General features: G+C 59.3%; 19 protein-coding genes. 9 read left to right on the forward strand and 10 right to left on the reverse strand.

All coding sequences use genetic code 11. From position 1 onward, the window contains the following. Positions 1-68: 68 nt before the first annotated feature. Complete coding sequence (locus BLW11_RS09770) at positions 69-6,692, forward strand: NEL-type E3 ubiquitin ligase domain-containing protein (protein ID WP_048358905.1); 6,624 nt, start codon at positions 69-71, stop codon at positions 6,690-6,692. 11 nt (positions 6,693-6,703) lie between these two features. On the opposite strand, the gene BLW11_RS09775 is transcribed toward BLW11_RS09770, so the two are convergent. Next, on the reverse strand, positions 6,704-7,447 hold the full coding sequence (locus BLW11_RS09775; protein WP_048359517.1) for a 4'-phosphopantetheinyl transferase family protein: 744 nt from the start codon (positions 7,445-7,447) through the stop codon (positions 6,704-6,706). 134 nt (positions 7,448-7,581) lie between these two features. Between BLW11_RS09775 and BLW11_RS09780 the strand changes: the two genes are divergently transcribed. The 3 genes from BLW11_RS09780 to BLW11_RS09790 all read left to right on the forward strand — a co-directional run bounded on the left by BLW11_RS09780 (position 7,582) and on the right by BLW11_RS09790 (position 11,239). Further along, positions 7,582-8,259 (forward strand): response regulator, encoded by a 678-nt coding sequence (locus tag BLW11_RS09780; protein WP_048358904.1) that lies wholly within the window; start codon positions 7,582-7,584, stop codon positions 8,257-8,259. Then, entirely contained in the window at positions 8,256-9,602 is a 1,347-nt protein-coding gene (locus tag BLW11_RS09785) for an ATP-binding protein (protein ID WP_048358903.1), read from the forward strand. The genes BLW11_RS09780 and BLW11_RS09785 overlap by 4 nt, the downstream gene beginning before the upstream one ends. Before the next feature lie 302 nt (positions 9,603-9,904). Beyond that, positions 9,905-11,239: a dicarboxylate/amino acid:cation symporter gene (locus tag BLW11_RS09790; RefSeq protein ID WP_048358902.1), complete on the forward strand. Its 1,335-nt coding sequence runs from the start codon at positions 9,905-9,907 to the stop codon at positions 11,237-11,239. A gap of 49 nt (positions 11,240-11,288) precedes the next feature. Here BLW11_RS09790 and BLW11_RS09795 read toward each other — a convergent pair whose 3' ends face one another. Together BLW11_RS09795 and BLW11_RS09800 are read right to left on the reverse strand one after the other, a co-directional pair. Beyond that, positions 11,289-11,783, reverse strand: a complete 495-nt coding sequence (locus BLW11_RS09795; protein ID WP_048358901.1) for a SprT family zinc-dependent metalloprotease — start codon at positions 11,781-11,783, stop codon at positions 11,289-11,291. A 153-nt stretch (positions 11,784-11,936) separates the two neighbouring features. Beyond that, positions 11,937-12,539 carry a Yip1 family protein gene (locus BLW11_RS09800; RefSeq protein ID WP_048358900.1) on the reverse strand — a complete coding sequence of 201 codons (603 nt, stop codon included), beginning with the start codon at positions 12,537-12,539 and terminating at the stop codon, positions 11,937-11,939. Positions 12,540-12,807: 268 nt separating this feature from the next. Between BLW11_RS09800 and ttcA the strand changes: the two genes are divergently transcribed. Continuing rightward, positions 12,808-13,632, forward strand: a complete 825-nt coding sequence (gene ttcA, locus BLW11_RS09805; protein ID WP_048358899.1) for a tRNA 2-thiocytidine(32) synthetase TtcA — start codon at positions 12,808-12,810, stop codon at positions 13,630-13,632. A 19-nt stretch (positions 13,633-13,651) separates the two neighbouring features. Then, positions 13,652-14,323, forward strand: a complete 672-nt coding sequence (locus tag BLW11_RS09810; protein WP_048358898.1) for a DNA-3-methyladenine glycosylase I — start codon at positions 13,652-13,654, stop codon at positions 14,321-14,323. A gap of 108 nt (positions 14,324-14,431) precedes the next feature. On the opposite strand, the gene BLW11_RS09815 is transcribed toward BLW11_RS09810, so the two are convergent. Genes BLW11_RS09815 through arsC form a run of 3 tightly spaced genes read right to left on the reverse strand, consistent with a single transcriptional unit; the run spans position 14,432 to position 15,793 of the window. Beyond that, positions 14,432-14,845, reverse strand: coding sequence for a DUF2069 domain-containing protein (locus BLW11_RS09815; protein ID WP_048358897.1), 414 nt, complete (start codon positions 14,843-14,845; stop codon positions 14,432-14,434). Continuing rightward, positions 14,838-15,443: an NAD(P)H:quinone oxidoreductase gene (gene wrbA / locus BLW11_RS09820; RefSeq protein WP_048358896.1), complete on the reverse strand. Its 606-nt coding sequence runs from the start codon at positions 15,441-15,443 to the stop codon at positions 14,838-14,840. The genes BLW11_RS09815 and wrbA overlap by 8 nt, the downstream gene beginning before the upstream one ends. Then, positions 15,440-15,793, reverse strand: a complete 354-nt coding sequence (gene arsC, locus BLW11_RS09825) for an arsenate reductase (glutaredoxin) (protein WP_048358895.1) — start codon at positions 15,791-15,793, stop codon at positions 15,440-15,442. The genes wrbA and arsC overlap by 4 nt, the downstream gene beginning before the upstream one ends. A 126-nt stretch (positions 15,794-15,919) precedes the next feature. Between arsC and BLW11_RS09830 the strand changes: the two genes are divergently transcribed. After that, positions 15,920-16,381, forward strand: coding sequence for a TlpA disulfide reductase family protein (locus BLW11_RS09830; protein ID WP_048358894.1), 462 nt, complete (start codon positions 15,920-15,922; stop codon positions 16,379-16,381). 114 nt (positions 16,382-16,495) lie between these two features. Here the strand turns inward: BLW11_RS09830 and BLW11_RS09835 are convergent, their stop codons facing one another. From BLW11_RS09835 to BLW11_RS09850, 4 genes are all read right to left on the reverse strand, one after another. Next, positions 16,496-16,894, reverse strand: coding sequence for an META domain-containing protein (locus tag BLW11_RS09835; protein ID WP_048358893.1), 399 nt, complete (start codon positions 16,892-16,894; stop codon positions 16,496-16,498). Further along, positions 16,891-17,328: a hypothetical protein gene (locus BLW11_RS09840; protein ID WP_048358892.1), complete on the reverse strand. Its 438-nt coding sequence runs from the start codon at positions 17,326-17,328 to the stop codon at positions 16,891-16,893. Before BLW11_RS09840 ends, BLW11_RS09835 begins: the two co-directional genes overlap by 4 nt. 51 nt (positions 17,329-17,379) lie before the next feature. Next, positions 17,380-18,369, reverse strand: coding sequence for a 2-hydroxyacid dehydrogenase (locus tag BLW11_RS09845; protein WP_048358891.1), 990 nt, complete (start codon positions 18,367-18,369; stop codon positions 17,380-17,382). 64 nt (positions 18,370-18,433) lie between these two features. Continuing rightward, positions 18,434-21,199 (reverse strand): response regulator, encoded by a 2,766-nt coding sequence (locus tag BLW11_RS09850; RefSeq protein WP_048358890.1) that lies wholly within the window; start codon positions 21,197-21,199, stop codon positions 18,434-18,436. 202 nt (positions 21,200-21,401) lie between these two features. Here BLW11_RS09850 and BLW11_RS09855 point away from each other — a divergent pair, with 202 nt between their 5' ends. Next, positions 21,402-22,130, forward strand: a complete 729-nt coding sequence (locus BLW11_RS09855; protein ID WP_048358889.1) for a response regulator transcription factor — start codon at positions 21,402-21,404, stop codon at positions 22,128-22,130. Then, positions 22,120-23,472: a sensor histidine kinase gene (locus tag BLW11_RS09860; protein ID WP_048358888.1), complete on the forward strand. Its 1,353-nt coding sequence runs from the start codon at positions 22,120-22,122 to the stop codon at positions 23,470-23,472. The genes BLW11_RS09855 and BLW11_RS09860 overlap by 11 nt, the downstream gene beginning before the upstream one ends. The last annotated feature ends 80 nt before the right edge of the window (positions 23,473-23,552 follow it).

A 23,552-nucleotide genomic window follows, 5' to 3' on the forward strand; every position in this document is an offset into this window, starting at 1 on the left:
GGTATTTATCTACAGCATGCCGAGGTTTATCCATGGCTATGTTGGGGTTATTACTCAATGGAATCATGATGATGACAACCCTGTTCCCCCCCGTACCCGGTAGAGCACCGGTACTCCTGACCAAAACCCAATGGGCGCAAAATGAAGCGCTGTCTTTTATCGCCTCTATGGTGCAGTCCAACTTTGCGCGTCTTGATGATGAGCAGAAACACAGCTATCCCCAACTTCATCGCAAGGCTCAGGCAACCCTCGAAGCGGTCGAGGCTGAGATCCAACGGATCAAGGACACGTTTAAATCCACTCAAATCTCCGCGCTCCAACGAGAACTTAAATCTCTGACGGGCCTTGATATCAACCCCGATCAAGCCCGCATCTACACGCGCTATCGTGAAAATATCCAGGAAGACTTCAATGAGTACCTCGCACGCATCAGCGGGGACAAACCTGAACGCGAATCCAGGTTCACCTTCAGCCCGTCTCGCACGACCCGCGCCCTGGATGAATCAAGATTTATTGAGCGCGTTCACTCGGTCACGCTGTGGGAAGCCGCTTGCGAGAATTTCAGCTATCGAACCGGTTCGGTGTTGCTCAAACCCTATAGTTACGAGCAGGCCAGTCACATCGATTACGCCGAGGGCTTGCAGAGACAATCGGCGGGGCCGTTTATTGCGATTGCGCGCAAACTGGATTTAGGCGTTCAGTTGAAGCGCTTGCTTGAGGCAGCAGCAGGGCCGGCTGGCACCTTGATGCGCCTGGTTGTTGACGCCGCCAAATCCAGTATTGAGTTCGAGTTACTGGAGGCTTTACGAAACAACACCGTCTCGAAGGTTCAGCGCAGGGACCATAAGCTATTGCTCGGCATGTTGAAGGGAGATTCGCCACCTCACCTATGGCCCGTTTCAATGGGTCTCGACAGGAAGTACAGATTAGTCCACCCGCCTATGGACACGGGTGCCGACGGCAGGTTGCTGTTTGGTTTGGAAGATGACTATGACTTCATCGGAAAAGGCAGCGTGGCGCTACCCCTTTTCATCATCAAGGTGCCCGGGATCAGCGGGGTCTTCAGCTACTTCCCAAATCGGTTGGGCGGTGCGGTTTTATGGCACATGAGTGTAGGCGCCGTGTTTCAACAGTTCGTGCAACAGCTCAAGCATGACCACAGCAATGGGCGACTGGGCTGGTTTGTCAGGCAATTGGCGTTGAAAGACCTGGGTTTCTTCAACAAGCTGTTGAGTGGGGAGCCCAGACCCGAAGGCCTGTCGTGGCTGGCGGGGGTTTTGTATGACAGCTTTAGCAGCACCTTCCCCGAACCCGACCTGGACAGTTTGCAACTGTATGTCGAAATGTCCGCCGCTGGATCGCCGCCAATGGCTCAGTCAATGGCGCAGGTCCTGGCTGAACGACATATGGAGCGCTACCGATCTAACCTGAACATGCTGGCCAGGTCCAAGTCCGATCAGGACTGGCAGGCGTTCAAGGAGGCATTGTCTGACATCGGCAGCGAGGTTTTAACCCTGCTCACCACCCCCATGCCCGGAGGGGTGCTGGGGCTCAATACAATCATGCAAGGCGCCATACTGGGTTCGTTGGCCTATAGCGCCGCGCAAGGGGTGGGGGAGGCCATCAAAGGCGAGGCCAGTGGCTTTGCCAGTGCTTTGGCTGATTCGGTGGATATGCTCATCAGTGGGCGTTTAACCGGCGTGGCGAGCAAGACTCATTGGCAACGCATGAACACGCTCTGGAACCGCGCGGGGCAACCGCACAAGGTCATTCATCAGGACGGCAGCACACACTTGTGGAATCGCGACCTGAGTGCCTGTTCGCAAATGGACGCCACCCTGCTGGACACCCTGACGCCCAATCAAGAAGGTGTTTATCAGCACCTGGGCAAGGTGTATGCCAAGGTTCAAGAGGGCGACAAGACCCTGGCCATCGAAGTCATTCGTGACCCTGCACGCTCCCATTACGTGCTCAAGACCATTGATGCTCACGTGTACCGGCCGCCTGTCGTGTTTGATTCTGTAGCGAAGGTCTGGCGGCTGGAGCTTGATGATGTTCAGAGCCTGAGCGACGCTCAGCTGTTGCAACGCATGCTGGTGGTCGATGCCCCGGGCTCGGTGCCTGGGGATATCGAGCGGATGCTGAGCATTACCGCGACCTCTCGTGAGCAGTTGCTAGACACCTGGCAAGGCCAGCACATACCTGGCCCGCTGGCCGATGGGGTACGTCGGCTGATGGCCGATCGACTCATCGAGCAAATCGTCACCGATTTGCCATCGCGCGGTGAATTACCGGTCAACGCCGACAGCGCGATACTGAGTGTCTTGACCCAATTGGCGCATTGGCCGGCGAATGCAGTGCTGGATGTGCTCAGTCCACAAGGGGCGTTGATTGAGTCCTATGGCAAGGATTTTCGCCCTGGTACGCCGTTGATTCGTATTCAGGTCAAGCGCCTGCAACACGGTGCATACGCGGCCAAATACGATGTCGGCCGTGGCAGTACACAGGTGCATCAGTTATTCGCGTTGATACTCGACCTGTTACCCGAGACTTCACTGCTGGGGCGCGAAGACAATCCTGGTCTGGGAAAGGCCGAACGGGCTGTGTTCATCGGCAAACAAGTGGCGGTGCTGGCCCGAGAGGACAGAGAGCTTTTATTCAAGGCGCTTACCGGGCTTGCAGGGCACGCGCGCAACGACCCGCTTGCCAGCGCAGATGCTGGGCGCAAGTACTTGCCGCTGTTCTGCCCGCCGATCTCGGACAGCACCACGCCATTGCTTGCCAAACTCCATGAACTCAACCCCTCGTTGTCTATCGAGAGTCTTGAACCACTCCTGGCTGCGCATCCATTCAGTGCGTACCAGGTCACCCGCGCTCTGGAGCACAATTCGCAACCACTGCCGTTTGCCAGTGCGGCGGATCAATTAAAGATAAAGCTGCGTGTCGATCAGGCCCTGGACGGTATCTATCACCGGCGGGCCTACACCCATGATATCGATGGCTGGGCGAGGGAGTTTGCGCGCGGGGCCCTGCACGACAAACTCAATCGCAGGCTGGTGGTCACCGATGTTGCGAAAGCCTATACGCCCACCGGGCCTGACGACACCAGTGTAGTCCTGCGCCATCACGGTAATGGTACTTACGAGGTCTTTGATCACCGCCGTCAACAGAGCATCACGTTCAGCTCAACCCCTGACAGCTTCTATCTGGCGCTCACCAGGCTGCTCAAACATGATGAACACTCACAGTTGGGCATGCAGGGCATCAACATCGCGAGTCTGCGCAAGGCATTGGGCGATGCGATGCTGGCCAGTCGTCAGCCTGATGGGCAAGTCAGCCTTTGGGACAAATCCACGGCCCAATACCAGCGTGCAGTGGCATTGCCCCTTGATCAGCCGCCGGGCGAGCTGGGGCTTTACGAGATAGAGGGTAAAAAATACCTGTCGTTGTACGGTGTGGTTTATCAGGTTGAGTTCGATGCCGCGTTGCACAAGTGGCGACTCAAGCACCCCGATAAAGTCGGGGTCAATACGCCGGTGCTGGAGCACAACGGCGATGGCGCATGGCGGCAGAAAAGCGAGAATCCGCTGCAATGGTCCAAGCTCCAGCTCCTGCGAAGACTGCGTGCAGAGCCTCAGTCCGTGAGCGATGAGACGGCGCATGCAATCATGGCTGTGAGCAACACCACTGAAGGGATGTTGCTCCAGGTACACATGAATAACCTGACCCCGCCGCCCTTGCTGATAGATGCCTGGAAACGTTTTGGGATCGAACGGGAAATCCGTGGTTTTGTGAAAAAAATGCAGGCGCAGCATACCCTGCCTGACGCCCGCACCGACCTTCAGTTGCTATTGATGCAAAGCCTGCCCGGATGGCCACGGGACAAAGTACTGCAAGTGGTGGACGAACAAGGCAACACCCTGCAGCAATACGGTACTGACCTGGGCAGTCACGTGCCACGCATCAGAATCGCCCGTGATGACACCCACCACGGCAGTTTTTTGCGTGCCTTGCTCTCGCAGATGAATGAGGCAGACCCCCGGGTTTTGCTGGGCGATTACAACCCAGTGATCGAAGCACGGATGCTTGTGTTGGCTAAAAAAATCGCCGCACATGCCTTGGCGCGCGAAGCTGATGTGTTCAACTCGGTTTACCGGAGCCTGGAGAAGAGCACCGATGAGCATGCAGTCGTCGTTCAAAACAAATACCCGCTGCTCCCCAAAAGTGTCATCAGCAACTTGCTCAGGCATACGACTGGCCGCGAAAAAGACCACTTTCTTGATCAGGGGCTGGTCCCGCCGCGCCTGGCCGAGCAGATTACCTGGACCTCCAGAGATGTACGCCTGGCCCGGGCTTATGAGGGGTTGTTCATAGAGGCTACGGCAACTCCCGACAGTGAGCGGCTCACGTTGCATCTGCTGCAGTCCCTGCCGGGCTGGCCCGCAAATGTGAGCATTGAGGTGCGCCGCCACGATGTGAACGGTCAAGTACTCGACAGCATGGGTTCCGCCGATGGCACCGTGCCCCGGATACTGGTCAAGCGCGATGATCGCTACCAGGCTTATGGGCAAGAGGGCCAGGCGCTCAATGCCCCATCAGTGATAGATAACAATCTGCTCTCGTCCATCTTGCATGCACTGAACGAAACAGAGCGCACGAGCATCGCGGTCAAGGATGTGAGCGACACCCAGGTCCTGGCCAGAAAGATCAGCGACCTGGCCGTCGCCCATAGAGACGAGGTTAAAACCCTGTTGGGGCTGGAGCCACCGAGCCCTCGGGCCAAGCCGCCAATGAAGGTTGATATCTCGTTTGTCGCCTATCCCTTATCACTGAGCCAAGGTGAGTCGATCTACCCGCTGGACCTGGTTCGCCAGGTCAGAGGTCTGTACCCGGCCCTGAATTACGTCGAGATTCTGCGCTTTCTGGACGCGCTGGGCGGTACAGAAACGAACATGCGGGCAGAGGTTGAGCGGTTACGGGTGGAGTTCGAGACGTTGCACGCGCAGTTGGAGAGTTGGGAGCGCATCCAGCTTTACCCAACGGCGGGTACTCATCTTGCAATGGCACTTCCCGGGGCGAGGCGACGGGTGTGCGAGCTGATCGAGCGCGCCTGGCGCAGAGAGACAGATACCGTCCCGGCGCAAGCAGGCACCGATGGCGGCTACTTACTGGTGTTCAACGGAATTCAGGCTGGCGACCTGCCGGCGCTGACAGGAGATTTCAGCCATATCAGAGGGCTGCACATGGATAACATGAACCTGTACCGAGGCTCGAATGAGTTTTTGAACAGTTTCAGCCAACTGCGTGTGCTTACGATGTCTGACAATCGGTTGAGAAGCCTGCCGCCAGCCATTGCCAATATGCCCCTGCTGACGACGCTCAACCTGTCACAAAACAACATTGTGCTGACATCTCAGAGTGCGCAACAGCTTGCCGGTTGTTCGGCTCTTCGAGCGCTTCGCCTTGATCGCAACCTATTAGGCATTACGCCGGACGTAAGCCGGATGATGGCGTTACGCTCTTTGAATTTATCGCAAACCGGAATTACGGGCTGGCCTGCAGGGTTGCAGAGCCTGGCTCACCTTGAAGAGGTCAATCTGCGGCATAACAATATTGTCACTATCGAGCAGACGCTGTTTGAAACGCCCGCCGCCAATGCGGGCAACAGCGTTACCTGGATTCACGGTAATCCAATATCCGCCGAAAGCCGTGATCGACTGATCGAGTACTGGGGCAGAACCGGTATTCATATGGGCCATATACCGGCTGTTGCCCATGCCCATGCAATTGACGAGGCCCGCTTACAGGAAGGTGACATCCGTCCGTGGTTATCCCCGGGCCTGAATGCTGCGCAAAGGCAGCAAAAGCTGGAGCAGTGGGCCTTGCTCCGGGGATTTGAGGGCAAGGCAAATGACTTGTTCAAGTTGCTGTCGGGACTGGCACAGGGTCAAAAGGACATGTCGGCTCACACCCGACTGGCGCTGCACGACCGTGTATGGACGTTGATCGACCGCCTGCTGGCGGACACTGCCTTGCGCGACCTGCTGTTCCAGGGCATTCACTATGACGCAACCTGCCGGGACGGAGTCATGGTGCTTCTCGATAACCTGGAGGTGCAGGTGCTGATCCATCAAGCCGAAAACCTTACCGGTGAGGACCTACGCGAAACACAGCATTTGAATCTGGCCAAGGGGTTGTTTCGCCTGAGGCAAGTCGACCAGATCGCAGACGCCGTGATCACCGAGCGCTTGAGGCTTGGAGGGCAGCCCGATGTCGCTGAAATACAGCTGTTTTACCGCATAGAACTGGCCGAAGCGCTGGGGTTGCCGATTCAGACGCGGTCGATGTTTTTTGCGCCGATAGCCGGTATTTCTGCGGAGCAGATCAGTGAGGCTAAAAACAGCATCTTGGCCATGGACACCGGCCCCGCGCTCAAGCACTCGATCATGCAAGAGACACTGTGGCGCAACTTTCTTCGAGCAAAACATGCGGCCCGGTTCGAGGCCATCGAGGACCAATACCAGAAGGACTACTCAACGCTCTCAGAGGACAGCGAGATGTCAGACGACCTGCAGTTACAAAGGGGGGCAGAACTGACCGATAGCAGAGATCAGAAGCTCAATCTATTGGTTGAAGAACTGACCGACAGGGCACTCCAGGGCACTGGTGAAACGCCTGCCGGGCCTCTGTAACCCTCTAAAGGTCAGGCGGCAGAAGGTGTTCCCGCTTTGATCGCCACGACACTCAACACTTGCCCTTCAAACAGACAAAACTGCGCATCCAGCTCACGACCGTGTTGCCATTCAGGCGACAGGTCAGTGAGCAGGCGCAGGCGCACATGGCCGTCTTCTGCCCAGCCAAGCACTTCGGCGTGTTCAAAGTAGAAGCGTTTTTGCACCAGGGGGAACAGCGCCTTGAACAGGCTTTCCTTGACCGAGAAGGTCAGGGTGACCAGCAGCGCGATCTGTTCGGCAGGGACGGCGGCCATACGCAAACGTTCATCAGGGGTGAGGATTTCCTTGGCCAGGCGCTGGGCGCGCTCAGTGCTGAGCAGTTTTTCCAGATCGATGCCCAGCCCCTGCCATTCGCTTTTAAGGGCTACCAGCGCGCCAGCACGGCCATTGCTGTGAGTGATGGCGCCGCTGATATGGGCTGGCCAGACGGGGGCGCGGTCTTCACCGATGGCGGGTACGGTACAGGTGCCGTCCAGTTGTAGCAGAGCGGCGCGGGCGCAGAGGCGCCCGGCCAAAAATTCGGCTTGGCGCTTTGCAACCGAGCGTTGAATACTCGCAGGCATGGTGATGGCACTGCGCGCAAAATCATCGGCTGCAAGTTGCGTGGGGCTGAAATCGGTACTGAGCCACACGCTGCCGGGCAGCGCGAAGGGCAACGGCCAGTCGGCACGCAGTGGCGTGCAGCAGGCAGGCAAGGCGGGAAGTCGGTTCATGCCGGGCATTTTGCAGGGTCTTGGTCTGGCTGTGCAATTGTTCAGAGTATGTTCAGGGCGCACGACTTACTGTATGTGGCTAGGCTGTAGAGGACATATGTCCTACGAGACGCGGATTTGCTTGGGAGAGCGCGATGAAATTGCTGGTGGTTGAAGATGAGGCGTTGCTGCGCCATCACTTGCAAACCCGTCTGACAGAAAACGGCCATGTGGTTGAGGCGGTGGCCAATGCTGAAGAGGCGTTGTACCAGACCGAGCAGTTCAACCATGACCTGGCGATGATCGATCTTGGTTTGCCGGGTTTGGGCGGGCTTGAGCTGATTCGCGAGTTGCGCAAGCGCGGCAAGACTTTTCCGATTTTGATTCTCACCGCTCGCGGTAACTGGCAAGACAAAGTTGAGGGCCTGGCCGCCGGTGCCGACGATTATGTGGTCAAGCCTTTCCAGTTCGAGGAGCTGGAGGCACGTCTGAATGCGTTGCTGCGCCGCTCCAGCGGTTTTACCCAGTCGACCATCGTGGCGGGTGCGCTGGTGCTGGACATCAACCGCAAGCAAGCAGTGCTCGATGATGAGCCGCTGGCACTCACCGCTTATGAGTACCGGATTCTTGAATACCTGATGCGCCATCACCAGCAAGTGGTGGCCAAGGACCGACTGATGGAGCAGCTGTACCCGGATGACGAGGAACGTGATCCGAATGTGATCGAGGTGCTGGTCGGGCGCCTGCGACGCAAGCTTGAGGGGGCAAACGGCTTTAAGCCAATCGATACGGTGCGCGGTCTGGGGTACCTGTTTACTGAGCGCTGCCGATGATTCGTTCGCTTCGCGTTCGATTGATGCTGGCGGCAACCTTGTTGGCCGTGTTGTTTATGCTGGCGCTGCTGCCAGCGATGCAGGGAGCGTTCAGTCTGGCGCTCAAGGACGCCATTGAGCAGCGTTTGGCGTCGGATGTCACCACGCTGATTTCAGCGGCAAAAATGGAGAAAAACCGTCTTAAAATGCCGGCCCTGCTGCCGGACGAAGAGTTCAACCTGCCGGACAGTCGCCTGCTCGGCTATATCTATGACCGCGAGGGGCATCTGGTGTGGCGCTCGCGGGCCACACAGGAAGAAGCCATCAACTACCAACCGCGCTATGACGGGCGTGGCAATGAGTTTGCGAGCATTCGCGAAGACAACGGCAGAGAGTTCTTTGTCTATGACGTCGAGGTCAAACTGTTGGGGGGCAAGAGTGCCGCCTTCAGCTTTGTGGCCTTGCAACCGATGCGTGAATACAACCTGACACTCGACGGGTTGCGGGAAAATCTTTATCTGGGATTCGGTGCGGCCTTGATTGTGCTGCTTTCGTTGCTATGGATTGGTCTGACGTGGGGGTTACGTGCCTTGCGACGTTTGAGTCAGGAACTGGATGAAATTGAAACCGGCAAGCGCGACAGCCTCAGCGAGCAGCACCCTCGGGAGTTGCTGCGCCTGACCGGCTCGTTGAACCGCTTGTTGCACAGCGAGCGCGAGCAGCGTACCCGTTATCGTGACTCGCTAGACGACCTGGCCCACAGCCTGAAAACACCCTTGGCGGTGCTGCAGGGCGTGAGTGAAAGCATGGCCCAGCGCCCTACAGAGCGCGAGCAAGCCTGGGTGCTGCAAAGTCAGATCGAGCGCATGAACCAGCAAATCAGCTATCAACTGCAACGTGCCAGCCTGCGCAAGAGTGGTCTGGTACGCCATCAGGTCGAGTTGCTGCCCGTGGTGCAAAGCCTGTGCAACACGCTTGGCAAGGTGTACCGCGACAAGCAGGTCAAGGTCAGCTACGACATCCCGGAGCTGAGCCACGTGCCGATCGAGCAAAATGCCTTGCTGGAGTTGCTGGGCAACTTGCTGGAAAACGCCTATCGCTTGTGTCTGGGGCAAGTGCGCATCAGCCTGCATCGCAATGCCCACGGGATAGAAGTGTGCGTGGAAGATGACGGCCCCGGCGTACCGGAGGATCAACGCGCGCGGATCCTTCAGCGCGGCGAGCGCCTGGACCGCCAGCACCCGGGGCAGGGCATCGGTTTGGCAGTGGTCAAGGACATCATTGAAAGCTATGACGCCCGGCTGACCCTGAATGACTCGGCACTCGGCGGGGCAGCGTTCCGGATTTATTTCCCTACCCTGTGACGACGTTGCGTTGATCGATGAGGCGGATATCCGCCATCTCACCCGCCTTAATTAGTTGAATGGGCGGAATCCCGCCAAATGCTGTCCTGCACATTCGTCCGCAATTTTCTGCAAGATCAGGCTGTACAGGCCATTGGGGTGCTTTTGCCCAATGTGGCCCACAGCTTGCAATAAGTGCGAGAGGTCTGCCGTTAGAGCAGCTCGACACAACAAATCCCTCCAAGTGCAGGAGGGTTCGCGCTTTGGGCATCACCGGTCTCAGATGGAATGATGATGGGGTGGTGCACTTGAGGAACTTTGCAATGACGACTCGTCAGCCACTGTACAAATCCCTGTATGTGCAAGTAATCGTAGCGATCGCTATCGGTATTTTGCTTGGCCATTTCTACCCGCAAACCGGTGTTGCACTCAAACCGCTGGGTGATGGTTTTATCAAACTGATCAAGATGGTCATCGCCCCCATTATTTTCTGTACGGTGGTGAGCGGTATTGCCGGCATGCAGAGCATGAAGTCGGTCGGCAAGACCGGCGGCTATGCGTTGCTCTATTTTGAAGTGGTATCGACCATTGCCCTGTTGATCGGGCTGGTAGTCGTCAACGTGGTTCAGCCCGGCGCTGGCATGCACATTGATGTTGCCACGCTGGACGCCTCCAAAGTGGCGGCCTACGTTACCGCAGGCGCAGACCAGAGCATCGTTGGCTTCATCCTCAACGTGATCCCGTCGACCATTGTGGGTGCCTTTGCCAACGGCGACATCCTGCAAGTCTTGATGTTCTCGGTGATCTTCGGTTTCGCCCTGCATCGCCTGGGTGCTTACGGCAAGCCGGTGCTGGACTTCATCGACCGCTTCGCTCACGTGATGTTCAACATCATCAACATGATCATGAAGCTGGCGCCACTCGGCGCGCTGGGTGCAATGGCCTTCACCATCGGCGCCTACGGCGTGGGTTCGCTGGTGCAGTTGGGGCAGTTGATGATCTGCTTCTACATCACCTGCGTGCTGTTCGTGCTGATTGTACTGGGCGGCATCGCTCGCGCTCACGGCTTTAGCGTACTCAAGCTGATTCGCTACATCCGTGAAGAACTGCTGATCGTTCTGGGGACCTCCTCTTCGGAATCGGCCCTGCCGCGCATGCTGGTGAAAATGGAGCGTCTGGGCGCGAAGAAGTCGGTCGTTGGTCTGGTGATCCCGACGGGCTACTCGTTCAACCTGGACGGTACTTCGATCTACCTGACCATGGCGGCCGTGTTTATCGCTCAGGCGACTGACACCCAAATGGACATCACGCACCAGATCACTCTGCTGCTGGTGCTGTTGCTGTCGTCTAAAGGCGCTGCGGGTGTGACCGGTAGTGGTTTCATCGTGTTGGCGGCAACCCTGTCGGCTGTAGGCCATTTGCCGGTAGCTGGCCTGGCGCTGATCCTGGGTATCGACCGCTTCATGTCTGAAGCCCGCGCCCTGACCAACCTGATCGGTAACGCAGTGGCGACCCTGGTTGTGGCCAAGTGGGTGAAAGAGCTGGACGTTAACCAGCTGCAAGTAGAGCTGGATTCCGGTGGTCGTCCACTGGGTGACACCCGCCCTGAAGATGACCTGGGTGTGGCCGAAGGCCCGGCCCCGGTGTTGCTCAAGTAAATCTGAGTGAATAAAAAACCCATCTTCGGATGGGTTTTTTTATGCCTGCTTATTCGACCCGGGTCTGGCCGCTGAACACCAGCGTCTGACGGCAGCGTCGGCATAGGTAGCCGCGACCCTGCTTGACCAGGGCGTGACGCTGGGCCGAGAACGGGAAGTCGCTGTCCGGGCATGGGCAACGGTAGATATAGCGCGTGGCGCTGCGGCGTTTGATTGTGTAGGTGTGGCAGCGATTGGGCGCCAGTTCATACACACCGCGCATGATCAGCTGCCACTCTTCACCGTGGGGTGTGATGCGGTCGCCAAACAGTTGATGGGCTATCAGGTGCGCGACTTCGTGGGCGACGGTTTGCTTGAGGAAGTCTTCGCTGTTTTCGCGGTACAGCTGCGCATTGAAACGCAGCAGGTTTTCATGCAGATGGGCCACGCCGGCTTTTTGTCCGCGCAGCTTGAAGCTGACCACGGGGCGTTTGAAGGGGCGTTTGAAAAACACTTCGGCCTGTTGGAAACAGTCTTCGACGCGGGTATTGAGCAACTCGGGCATGCGGTTCGGTTCTCCAGAGCCGGTGATTATGCCGCAAGCTGTGGGGGTTACGAACCTGTTGGCGCCCAATGGTCTACACCAGCCTTTGGGAGCGAGCCTGCTCTCGAAGGCTCAAGTGCATCAGGCCTTCGCGAGCAGGTTTTAGGGGGACGTTTAGTTGGTATACACCGGTCCTACGCCCAGCCCCCAGACAATCACGGTAAACGCCATGATCGCCACCAGTACCACCAGGCCCACCGCCAGTACCGAGCTTGAAAACAGAAAGCCTTCGTCCGGGTCGATACTCATGAACGTCGGCAGGCCCACGTACAACAAGTACACCGTGTAGCAAATGGCGGCAGTGCCTACCATCATGCCCAGCCACATATGCGGATACAGCGCTGCCAGCCCGCCGATGAACAGCGGTGTGGCGGTGTAGGTGGCAAAGGCCACGCAACGCCGCAGGCTCGGTTGTGCATCGTATGTGCGGGCCATCCAGTGAACGAATGCGCCCATCACGCCGACGCCCGCCAGCATGGCGACATAAGACATGAGGGTCATCCACAGTGCGCTGTCCAGGGTCAGCATCACCGGCGCGCGACTGCCGATAACCCAGCCCACCTGTGTTGTACCGATAAACGCGGAAATGGCCGGTATCGCGGCCAGGATCAATGTGTGAGTGAGGTACATATGGCCGATGCTTTCTTCGGCATCGCTACGGATCTCACGCCATTCTTGATCGGGGTGGGTAAAAAGGCCCACAACGTGATGGATCATGGCTGCTGCTCCTGTATAAGACGCATCGCCCCCAGCGGGACGCGTGCCGGTCGCGCATCCGGAACCTATGAACAACCAAGCGGGGGTGCGGCCTTAAGACGAGTATAGGAAAACTGTCGACCAATAAAACCGGCCCTTTAGAGCATATTGTGCTGTCAGATACGGGCTTATCGCATTGGCGTCTTTAGGTGGCCAAAAGGGTGCGTCGGTTGAGGTTTTTTCGGTAAAATCTTCGACTTTTCGTCTTAACTCGCGGATTTCAAGCGCTATGGGCACTCATTCGGTCTCTCAAATCAAACTCCAGAAACGCCTGCGTCGCTTGACCGGTGAGGCGGTGGCCGACTTCAAAATGATTGAGCACGGCGACAGGGTGATGGTTTGCCTGTCGGGCGGCAAGGACAGCTACACCTTGCTCGATGTGCTGCTGCACCTGCAAAAGGTCGCGCCCATCCAGTTCGAGATCGTGGCGGTGAACATGGACCAGAAGCAGCCGGGTTTCCCCGAGGACGTGCTGCCGGCCTACCTCAAGTCGCTGGGCGTGGAATACCACATAGTTGAAAAAGACACTTACTCGCTGGTCAAGGAACTGATCCCCGAAGGCAAGACCACCTGTTCGCTGTGTTCGCGCTTGCGCCGGGGCACCCTGTACACCTTTGCCGACAAGATCGGCGCGACCAAGATGGCCCTGGGGCATCATCGGGACGACATCGTTGAAACCTTCTTTCTCAACATGTTCTTCAACGGCACCCTCAAGGCGATGCCGCCCAAGCTGCGCTCCGATGACGGGCGCAACGTGGTGATCCGGCCGCTGGCGTACTGCAACGAGAAGGACATCCAGGCCTACTCCGACCTGCAGCAGTTCCCGATCATTCCATGCAACCTGTGTGGCTCGCAGGAGAACCTGCAGCGCCAGGTCGTCAAGGACATGCTCCAGGACTGGGATCGCAAGACGCCGGGCCGCACCGAGAGTATCTTTCGCAGTTTGCAGAATGTTATCCCGTCGCAATTGGCGGACCGTAACCTGTATGACTTTGCCAGCCTGAAGATCGACGAAAGTGCCGCCTCGCGGTTCGTCGATGTGCTGAACCTGTAAATTGCCAAGAGGAAAGGGCATGCGCGACTACAAATGGCTGCACGAGTACTGTTTGAACCGCTTTGGTTCGTCAGCCGCTCTGGAAGCCGAATTGCCCGTTCCGAGAACCCCGGAACAATTGCGTCGGATCAGTGATGACCGCTACCTGTCGACCCTTGCCCTGCGAGTCTTTCGTGCCGGGCTCAAGCACAGCGTGGTGGATGCCAAGTGGCCGGTGTTTGAAGAGGTGTTCTTTGGTTTTGACCCGGAAAAAGTCGTGCTCATGGGCGCCGAGCATCTGGAGCGGCTGATGCAGGATGCGCGGATCATTCGCCATCTGGGCAAGCTTAAAAGCGTGCCGCGCAATGCGCAGATGGTGCTCGATATCGCTCACGAACACGGCAGCTTTGGCGCGTTCATCGCGCAGTGGCCGGTGACTGATATCGTGGGTTTGTGGAAATACCTGGCCAAACATGGGCATCAGTTGGGCGGTTTGTCGGCGCCCCGGTTCTTGCGCATGGTGGGCAAGGACACCTTCGTGCCGAGCTATGACGTGGTGGCCGCGTTGAACGCGCAGAAACTGGTGGACAAGGCCCCTACCAGCCTGCGGGACCTGGCGATCGTGCAGAACGCCTTTAACCAGTGGCACGCCGAAAGTGGCCGACCCATGTGCCAGTTGTCACAGATGCTGGCGTTTACCGTGAACCACTAAGACGGACCTTGTAGCCGCTGCCGCAGGCTGCGATGGGCTGCGCAGCGGCCCTGTTTTTAAGGCCCTCAGGGCCTTGTCGCAGCCTGCGGCAGCGGCTACAGGGGCGGGCTACGCGCCTTCACCCGCCAATCGGCGATCCAGCTGGTAGCGCCAGCGCACATACAGCATGGCGCTGACAAACACCGCCACGCTGGCGGCAATTTCCAGCAGACCGAACACCTGGCGGTTTGGGTCGAACGCAGCCAGCGCTCCCTTGATCAGGTACAGGTTGACCACGTAGCAGGTGAACGAGTGCCCCCGCGCACTGCCTTTGAGCATGCCCGGTACCAGCAGCATCAACGGCACCAGTTCAATCAGCAAAATCACCCACGGGCGTGCGCCGTGCAGGTCGGCAAACATCAGGTAATACGCGGTCAACAAGCCGATCAGACCGAAAAAACACACCAAGCTCAAGGCGCGCATCAGCCGCACCCGCGGCTCCAGCCATTCGATGGACGGCAACACTTTGGGCTTTTTAGCCACGGGTGTTCTCCAGTTTCAGGGCGATGGTGGCCAGGCGCTGACCCAGGGCCCGGCACAAGATGACTTCGTTTTCGTCCAGCCCGCGTTTGCCGTCGGCACCTGCGTGATGGCTAGGGCCGTAAGGCGTGCCGCCTGCCGTGGTGTGCAGCAAGGCCGATTCGCTGTAGGGCAGGCCTGTGACCAGCATGCCGTGGTGCATCAACGGCAGCAGCATCGACAGCAGGGTGCTTTCCTGGCCGCCGTGCAGGCTGGCAGTCGAGGTGAACACACCGGCCGGTTTGCCGACCAGGGCGCCGGTCAGCCACAGGTTGCTGGTGCCATCCAGAAAGTATTTAAGCGGTGCCGCCATATTGCCGAAGCGGGTCGGGCTGCCCATGGCCAGGCCTGCGCAGTTTTTCAGGTCGTCGAGGCTGGCGTACATGGCGCCTTCGGCCGGGATGCTCGGGGCAACGGCTTCGCACTCGGTGGAGATGGCGGGTACGGTGCGCAGGCGAGCTTCCAGGCCACCTTGCTCGATACCACGGGCGATTTGCCGGGCCATCTCGCTGGTCGAACCATTGCGGCTGTAATACAGAACCAGAATGTAGGGCGCGCTCACGGCAGGATCTCCAGGACTTTTTCAGGTGGACGGCCAATAACGGCTTTGTCACCGGCGACCAGAATCGGGCGCTCGATCAGCTTGGGGTGCGCGGCCATCGCGTCGATCAACTGCGCTTCGCTGAGGCTGCTGTCTGCCAGGTTGAGGGTTTTATACTCTTCCTCGCCGCTGCGCAGCAGTTGACGTGCGCTGATGCCCAGTTTGGCCAGCAGGTCGCGCAGTTGCGGGGCGTCCGGCGGCGTGTCGAGGTAACGCACCACCGTGGGTGTCAGGCCCCGGGCTTCGAGAAGTTCGAGCGCACCGCGCGATTTCGAGCAGCGCGGGTTGTGATAAAGCGTCAGATCGGTCATGTGCGGGTCGCATCTTGCGTAAGGTGGCGGCTATTCTACCCGCCTGACGGGCGCGCCTGAACCGTATGCGGTAAATGGCCGCCGTCTGATGGTTTTTTGTTTGTATTCACCGAGAAGGATCAACGCATGTTAAAGCGACTCATGGCAGTAGCCGCCGTCACCGCCACCTTGCTGCTGGCGGGCTGCGGGAATGATTATGGGGTCGATCAGCACGGACAGAAGATCGCATCGGAGCGTCTGGACAAGCAATGGAAGGTCATCAACTACTGGGCCGAATGGTGCGGGCCGTGCCGGATTGAAATTCCTGAGCTCAATTCTCTGGAAAAACAGCTGCAGGGTCAGTCGGTAGGGGTGTTTGGGGTGAACTTCGATGGTTTGCAGGGCAAGGAGCTGAGCGACGCGAGCACCGCGCTGGGGATCACATTCACCGTGCTGGCGCAGGACCCGGCTGAAGCGTTTGATTTGCCGCGCAGTGAAGCATTGCCCGTGACCTACATCATTGATGAGAAGGGCAAGGTGCGTGCGACGTTGATGGGCGAGCAGACGGCGGCCGGCGTGTTGGCCAAGATCAAGGAATTGCGCGGCTAAGCGAGGCCAGCTTCTGTGGGAGCTGGCCTGCCAGCGAAAACCTCAGCGCGGTGAGTCAGGCAGACCGGACCGCTTGCATCGCCAGCAGGCTGGCTCCCACAGGTTTTTTTATGCCTATTCAGGCCATAGCCGTAGCGGCTTGCCTTCAGCTGGCCAGAAACGCACCTGCTCGATCGGCGAGATGTCCCAGCGTTGTACGGTTTGCAGGGCCTCGAAGAATCGATGCTCTTGCTCCATCAACGCCGGTGCACAGGCTTTGCGGGTGCTGCCCACGCCACCGAAGGTCAGCTTGTCGCCGTCCAGGGTGTAAGGCGCGAACCAGTGATTACAACCGCCACTGCCGTAGGCCCGGCCAGCATCGTCCAGGGTTACGGTCAGGTGGCTGTTGTCGATCAGGGGCCGTTCGCCGATCCACTCCAGTACGTAGGTGTGGTTCTGCTGCAACTTGACCGGATCACCTGCGCAGCCTGCCAGGCTCGCGCCCAGCAATGCCAGCAGGGTCAGGTGTTTCATAGCGCGGCCTTTTGGCATTGAGGGCACACATGCTTGCTGCCTTCAGTGCTCCAGCCCAGTTCGGCGATACGCGCGGTAGCTGCCGGCTTTTGCGCTTTGGTGCCGAGTTTGGCGTCGACCGCGAACTCGAACTTCAGCTCTTTGGCGCAAACGTCGCAGTTGACCTGCCACTCATGAATCGCCAATTCACCGAAAACCGGCCCTTTGGTCACGGCAACCCACTGGCCGCGCGGGTTGATCAGGTGGCGGACCTTGTCGACGGCCAGGCGCATGGACAAGCCCTTGCTGCCTTTGAGGGTCACAATCAGCACGTCACCGGTCTGAATCGAGCCACCGTTGCCGGTGACTTGATACAGGCCTGGCGCCAGGGCGCGGCATTCAATCAGGGTGTGCTGCGGGTTAAGCAGGCTGTAGCGAAAATCGTGTTCGACCATGGGTCCTCCAAATAAGTCGCTATGCTAGCACGCAGGCATCAAACCCCAAGATCAACCTTCGATGAGGTTTTGCGGAGTACCGTTTTTCCAGGCCTCGATATTGTTCAGCGTGGTGCCGGCAATCGCACTCAGCGCTTCGCGGGTCAGAAATGCCTGATGCGCGGTGATGATCACGTTGGGGAAGGTCAGCAGCCGCGCCAGCACGTCATCCTGCAAGGGCAGGTCTGAGCGGTCCTCGAAGAACAGCTGGGCTTCTTCCTCATAGACATCCAGCCCCAGATAGCCCAATTGACCACTTTTCAGTGCGTCGATCAGCGCCGGGGTGTTGACCAGCGCGCCGCGCCCGGTGTTGATCAGCATGGCACCGTGTTTGAGGGTGGCCAGGCTGGTGCTGTTGATCAGGTGCTTGTTGTCTGCCGTCAGCGGGCAGTGCAGGGAAATGATGTGGGAGCCGGCCAGCAGCTCGGGCAGGCTGACGTACTGCGCGCCCAGTGCCAGCAGGTCGGCATTTGGATACGGATCAAAACACAGCAACTTGCAGCCGAAGCCGGCCATGATCTTGCCGAACGTCGCGCCAATCTGGCCGGTGCCGACCACGCCGACGGTTTTGCCCACCAGATCGAAACCGGTCAGCCCGTGCAGGGTGAAGTCGCCCTCGCGGGTGCGGTTGTAGGCGCGGTGCAAGCGCCGGTTAAGCGCCAGAATCAGGGCCACGGCATGTTCGGCCACCGCGTGGGGGGAGTACGCCGGCACCCGAACCACGCTCAGGCCCAGGCGTTTTGCAGCAGGGAGGTCCACGTGGTTGTACCCGGCCGAGCGCAGGGCAATCAACCGTGTGCGGCCAGCGGCCAGTTGCTCCAGCACCGGCGCGCTCAGGTCATCATTGATAAACGGGCAGACGACTTCGTAGTCATGTGCAAGCGCTGCTGTGTCCAGGGTCAGGCGCGCCGGCTGGAAGTGCAACTCATTGGCGTCGGGTTGCGAGGCCGCGGTGAAACTGTCCTGGTCATAGGTCTGGCTGCTGAAAAGAATCGTGCGCATGGGGTCTTCCTTGGTGGGTGGGCCTGAACTGTGTAGCCGCTGACGAGGTACAGCTTTCTCGGTTTTATGCGCTACTGCGTGCCTCTTTGGCCAGGCGGATGATGGCCAGGTCCAGTTCGTCGAGGGCGGCGCTGGCGCTGGGGCTGGCTTGTTTGAGCAGTGTCTCGCTGCGCTGGCAGGCGGCGCGCAACTGCGGGACGCCGCAGTAACGCGTGGCGCCGTGCATGCGATGGACCCGTTCGATCAACGCATTGTTGTCCTTGGCGTTGCGGGCCTGCTGGATGGCTTCGCGGTCAGCCTCCAGGGAGGCCAGCAGCATGGCGAGCATGTCGATGGCCAGGTCCGGCTTGCCGGCCGCCAGGCGCAGGCCTTCTTCGTGATCGAGTACGGGCAGTTTGGTGCTGTGGCGGGCAGGTTCGTGGTGGCCTTCGCTGACCTGATTGCGCAAGGCCAGCCCCGTCCACTTCAATACCACCTGGGCCAGTTGGCGTTCGCTGATCGGTTTGGTCAGGTAGTCATCCATACCGCTTTGCAGCAGGGCGCGTTTTTCGTTTGCCATGGCGTGGGCTGTCAGCGCGACAATCGGCAGCGGCGTGCAGTGACGTTCGCTTTCCCACTGACGCAGGACTTCGGTGGTTTCGCGGCCGTCCATGCCGGGCATTTGTACATCCATCAGGACCAGATCGAAGTCTTCGGTCTTGACCGCGTCAATGGCGGCATAGCCGCTGTCCACGGCCGTGACTTTGGCGCCCATGCCTTCAAGCAGGGTTTGCACCAGCAGCAGGTTGGCCGGGTTGTCATCGACACACAGGATGCGTGGCGCGCGGCTGGCCAGCAGCTCGCCGGGTTCGGACCGGGGCTGGCGCGGGTTGATCAGGTCGGCCAGGGCCCGGCGCAATTTTCGGGTGCAGGCAGGTTTGGCCTGAAGCTGGCTGTGGGGGTTGGCCACGGCGGTGTTGAACAGCCCCTGTTCGGTGGTCGGGCACAGCACCAGCACTTTGCAGCCCATGTGCTCCAGGTCCCAGATGTGCTGTCTGAGGCGTTCGGGCGGGGTGTCATTGGCCGTGACCCCCAGTACCGCCAGCTCAATGGCCTGCGCTGTCTGATGGGCGCCTGTCACGCAGTTGGTGAGGTTCTCAAGGGTGGTGCAGGGCGTTACGTCCAGCCCGCAGTCTTCCAGCTGATGGTGCAAGGCCTGGCGCGCCAGATCGTGTTTTTCCAGGATCGCCACGCGGCGGCCCAGCAGTGGGGCGCCGGGCAGGTCCTCGACATCATCGCGGGCCTTGGGCAGTTTGACGCTGATCCAGAACACAGAGCCTTCGCCCGGGGTGCTTTCAACGCCGATTTCGCCGCCCATCTGCTCGACCAGCCGCTTGGAAATCACCAGCCCCAGCCCGGTACCGCCGGGCTGGCGGGACAGCGAATTGTCAGCCTGGCTGAAGGCCTGGAACAGTGCCCGGATATCCTGGGCGGTCAGGCCGATGCCGGTGTCCTGCACGCTGATGCGCAGTTGCACGCTGCCGTCGGTTTCGTTTTCATCCTGGTCTTCAAGCATGGCCCGCACGGCAATGGTGCCTTCGCGGGTGAACTTGATGGCGTTGTTGACCAGGTTGGTGAGGATCTGCTTGAGCCGCAGCGGATCGCCAACCAGCGACAGCGGGGTATCGCGATAGACCAGGCTGACCAGCTCCAGCCCTTTGTCGTGCGCCGAAGGGGCGAGGATGGTCAGGGTGTCCTGCAACAGGTCGCGCAGGTTGAACGGGATATTGTCGAGCACCAGCTTGCCGGCCTCGATTTTCGAAAAGTCGAGAATCTCGTTGATGATCCCGAGCAGGCTGTCGGCCGATTTTTCGATGGTATTGAGGTAGTCGAACTGGCGCGCAGTCAGTTCGCTTTTCTGGAGCAGATGGGTAAACCCCAGGATGCCATTGAGCGGCGTGCGGATTTCGTGGCTCATGTTGGCCAGGAACTCGGACTTGATGCGACTGGCTTCCAGGGCCTCCTTGCGGGCCAGGTCGAGCTCCAGGTTCTGGATTTCAATGGTTTCCAGGTTTTGGCGCACGTCTTCGGTGGCCTGGTCGATGCTGTGTTGCAGTTCTTCCTGAGCATTTTGCAGGGTTTCGGCCATGCGGTTGATGCCCGACGCCAGCTCATCCAGTTCATGGCTGCCCAAGGGCGGCAAGCGGGTCTCAAGGTGCCCGTCCTTGAGTTGCGCCACGGCCTGTTTGATATGACCGATGGGAGCATTGATCGTGCGACTCATGCGCAGGGCCAGCAGGGTGGTCAGCACCAACCCGGTGACGATCAGCAGCAAGCTGGCAAACAGGTTGCGGTAACTGCGCAGCAGCATGCCGTTGTGGGACAGCTCAAGCTCGACCCAGCCCAGCAGGCGGTGGGCTTCATTGGGGATTACATCCCCGGCCAGGTTGCGATGGCGGCCAAACACCGGCAGCAAATAGCGGGTGGCATCGTTGTCGGTACGTTGTTGCAGGTGCGTGCTGCTCCCCAGAGGGGCCTGGTTGAGCATGATCGGCCCGGCATGGGCGAGGGGTTCATGGTTGGCGTTGAGGAACGCAACGGCCCGCACATCCTGTTGTTCAAGGGATTCGGTGGCGATGCGTGCCAGCAGTGCGGTGTCATGCCGGCCCATGGCGGGGGCTACCAGAGGAGCGAGCTGCTCGGCGATCATCTCACCGCGTTGCAGCAACTGTGATTGCAGCTCGGACTGTTGCAGCCAGGTGAAGTAGCCGCCAAGTACGCTGGTCATCAAGCTGACGGGCAATAGTGTGAGCAGCAATACGCGGCCTTTGATACCGAGGTTTTTAAGCACGCAACTCTCCAGCCCTGCATTCTTTTAAGAGTGGCCCGGGCATCCCGCTCAGGCCAGGTGGCAGTGTAGCCATATGGCACCTGGCAAATCTTTGTAAATTTGCCATCAATTTCCGATTATCGCCCCCGTTAGCGCCTGTGCCGGTTGCCCGCAGTGGCTCAATCTTGAATAATCGACGATTGAGAATGACTTGCAGACGCTAATGAATCCCGTACCTGTTAGCCCGTCGCGCCTTTTGACCATCGAAGACGACCCCGTCCTGGGTGCCTACCTGCACGAGCAGTTGGAGCGGTGCGGGTTTGACGTAATTTGGTGCCAGAACGGCCCGGAAGGTCTGGCCCTTGCCCGGCAAGAGCACTTTGACGTAGTGCTGATGGATATTCTGCTGCCCGGCATGAACGGCCTGCAGGTGTTGACGCAATTGCGCCAGACCCATGCCTTGCCGGTGATCCTGATGTCTGCGCTGGGTGCCGAGGCCGACCGTATCAGTGGGTTTCAGCTGGGCGCGGATGATTACCTGCCCAAGCCGTTCAGCATGGCCGAGCTGCGAGTGCGCATCCAGGCCATCTTGCGTCGCGTGGCCCTGGATCGCATGCCCGACGCCCGGGTGCCGCAGGATCAGCCGCCGGTCGGTACCGGGCTGTTTTTCGACGAAGACACCTGCGATGTGCGTCATGACCAGCTTTGGGCCGGGTTGACCCGCAGCGAGTATCGCCTGCTCGATACCCTGCAGCGCAGTGCCGACGAAGTGCTCAGCAAGGCTTTCCTCTATCAGCAGGTGCTGCAGCGCGGCTATGCGGCCCACGACCGCAGCCTGGACATGCACATCAGCCAGATCCGGCGAAAACTCAAAACCATCGGCTACCACCAGCGCGAAGTGCGCACGGTGTGGGGCAAGGGTTATGTCCTGAGTGCCAGCGATGCCTTGTAAGGTGCCCGGCAAAAACTCGGTGTTCTGGAAGCTGGCGTGCCTGCTGGTGGTCTTCTGTTTGCTGATGATCTGGCTCAGCTGGTCCTGGGGCCGTTACATGGACAAGCGCACCGGCTTTTTGTCGGAGCAGGCCCATGCCACGCTGGTGCGCTATGCCGGTGAGGCCGAGCGCGCCTGGGAGACCGGCCAGCAAGCGGGTGTCGATCAGTGGTTGCAGGCGATGGGGCACAGGGAGCCCGGCTGGGTCGGGGTCATTGGCCAGGATTTGCAGTCGCTGAGCAGTTACCCGCTGAGCGATCGTGAAAGTGAGCGATTGACCTTTTTACGCGGTCTGGACTGGCCCATCAGCCATATCAAGACGGCGCGCCCATGGCTCAAGGTGCCATTCCCCAGGGACCCGTCGGCGGGCAGCCTGGTGATCGAGTTGCCGCAGCGTTTCATGCCGGGGCGCTCGCAGATCATCTGGCGGATTGTCACTAACGGTGTGATTCCCGGGTTGCTGACGCTGCTCTTGTGCGTGGGCCTGTACCGCGTGCTGATCGTGCCGCTGAACCATTTGCGCGAACAGGCCAACGCGTGGCGGGCCGATCAATTGGGGGCCAGGCTGTCGAGCCAGACCACCGGGCGTCAGGACGAGCTGGGTGAACTGGCGCGGGCGTTCGATCAAATGTCCGAGCGCCTGCAAAGCACGGTCTCGCAACAGCAGCAGTTGCTCCGTGACTTGTCCCATGAACTGCGTACGCCCTTGAGCCGCTTGCGGGTGGCCTGTGACAGCGAACAGGATCTCGAAGCGCTGCGCGAGCGCTTGAGCCGTGAAGTTGACGGCATGCAACGGCTGGTCGAAGACACCCTGCAACTGGCCTGGCTGGATGCCGAGCGCGGGCAGTTGCCCGTGGAAGACATTCAGGTTCAGGCGTTGTGGGAGATGCTCACCGAAAACGCCCGCTTTGAAAGCGGCTGGCCGCAATCGCGGTTGCCCTGCCTGGTGGATGAGCATTGCTGGGTGCGCGGGCACCTCAATAGCCTGGCCCAGGCGCTGGAGAACATCCTGCGTAATGCCATCCGCCATTCGCCGCCCGATGGCGTTGTCAGCCTGAGCGGGCAGCGTGAAGGCGACGAATGGCATCTATGGCTCGACGACCAGGGTGGGGGTGTGGCGCCTGAAGAGCTTGAACGGATTTTCGCGCCTTTTACCCGGCTGGACGGTTCAAGGCCAGGCGACGGGGGCTTCGGTCTGGGGCTGAGCATTGCGCGAAATGCGCTGCGGCTGCAGGGCGGTAGTTTATGGGCTGAGAATCATGGGGGCGGGTTGCGGGTACATGTTCGTTTGCCAGCCAAATAGCTTGCGCTTGCACCGCGTAGCAGCTGACGAGCAGCGCAAGGCTGCTACGGGTTCGTGTGTGCCTCAAACCCTGGCTTATA

The organism is Pseudomonas deceptionensis, from assembly GCF_900106095.1.
Taxonomy (GTDB): Bacteria; Pseudomonadota; Gammaproteobacteria; order Pseudomonadales; family Pseudomonadaceae; genus Aquipseudomonas; species Aquipseudomonas deceptionensis.

Coding starts and splice junctions, on each gene's coding strand:
- BLW11_RS09785 (WP_048358903.1), top strand. CDS start 8,256: ATGATTCGTTCGCTTCGCGTTCGATTGATGCTGGCGGCAACCTTGTTG.
- arsC (WP_048358895.1), bottom strand. CDS start 15,793: ATGACCGATCTGACGCTTTATCACAACCCGCGCTGCTCGAAATCGCGC.
- BLW11_RS09790 (WP_048358902.1), top strand. CDS start 9,905: ATGACGACTCGTCAGCCACTGTACAAATCCCTGTATGTGCAAGTAATC.
- BLW11_RS09840 (WP_048358892.1), bottom strand. CDS start 17,328: ATGGTCGAACACGATTTTCGCTACAGCCTGCTTAACCCGCAGCACACC.
- BLW11_RS09800 (WP_048358900.1), bottom strand. CDS start 12,539: ATGATCCATCACGTTGTGGGCCTTTTTACCCACCCCGATCAAGAATGG.
- BLW11_RS09780 (WP_048358904.1), top strand. CDS start 7,582: ATGAAATTGCTGGTGGTTGAAGATGAGGCGTTGCTGCGCCATCACTTG.
- BLW11_RS09795 (WP_048358901.1), bottom strand. CDS start 11,783: ATGCCCGAGTTGCTCAATACCCGCGTCGAAGACTGTTTCCAACAGGCC.
- BLW11_RS09835 (WP_048358893.1), bottom strand. CDS start 16,894: ATGAAACACCTGACCCTGCTGGCATTGCTGGGCGCGAGCCTGGCAGGC.
- BLW11_RS09770 (WP_048358905.1), top strand. CDS start 69: ATGATGACAACCCTGTTCCCCCCCGTACCCGGTAGAGCACCGGTACTC.
- BLW11_RS09775 (WP_048359517.1), bottom strand. CDS start 7,447: ATGAACCGACTTCCCGCCTTGCCTGCCTGCTGCACGCCACTGCGTGCC.
- BLW11_RS09855 (WP_048358889.1), top strand. CDS start 21,402: ATGAATCCCGTACCTGTTAGCCCGTCGCGCCTTTTGACCATCGAAGAC.
- BLW11_RS09845 (WP_048358891.1), bottom strand. CDS start 18,369: ATGCGCACGATTCTTTTCAGCAGCCAGACCTATGACCAGGACAGTTTC.
- BLW11_RS09860 (WP_048358888.1), top strand. CDS start 22,120: ATGCCTTGTAAGGTGCCCGGCAAAAACTCGGTGTTCTGGAAGCTGGCG.
- BLW11_RS09830 (WP_048358894.1), top strand. CDS start 15,920: ATGTTAAAGCGACTCATGGCAGTAGCCGCCGTCACCGCCACCTTGCTG.
- ttcA (WP_048358899.1), top strand. CDS start 12,808: ATGGGCACTCATTCGGTCTCTCAAATCAAACTCCAGAAACGCCTGCGT.
- BLW11_RS09810 (WP_048358898.1), top strand. CDS start 13,652: ATGCGCGACTACAAATGGCTGCACGAGTACTGTTTGAACCGCTTTGGT.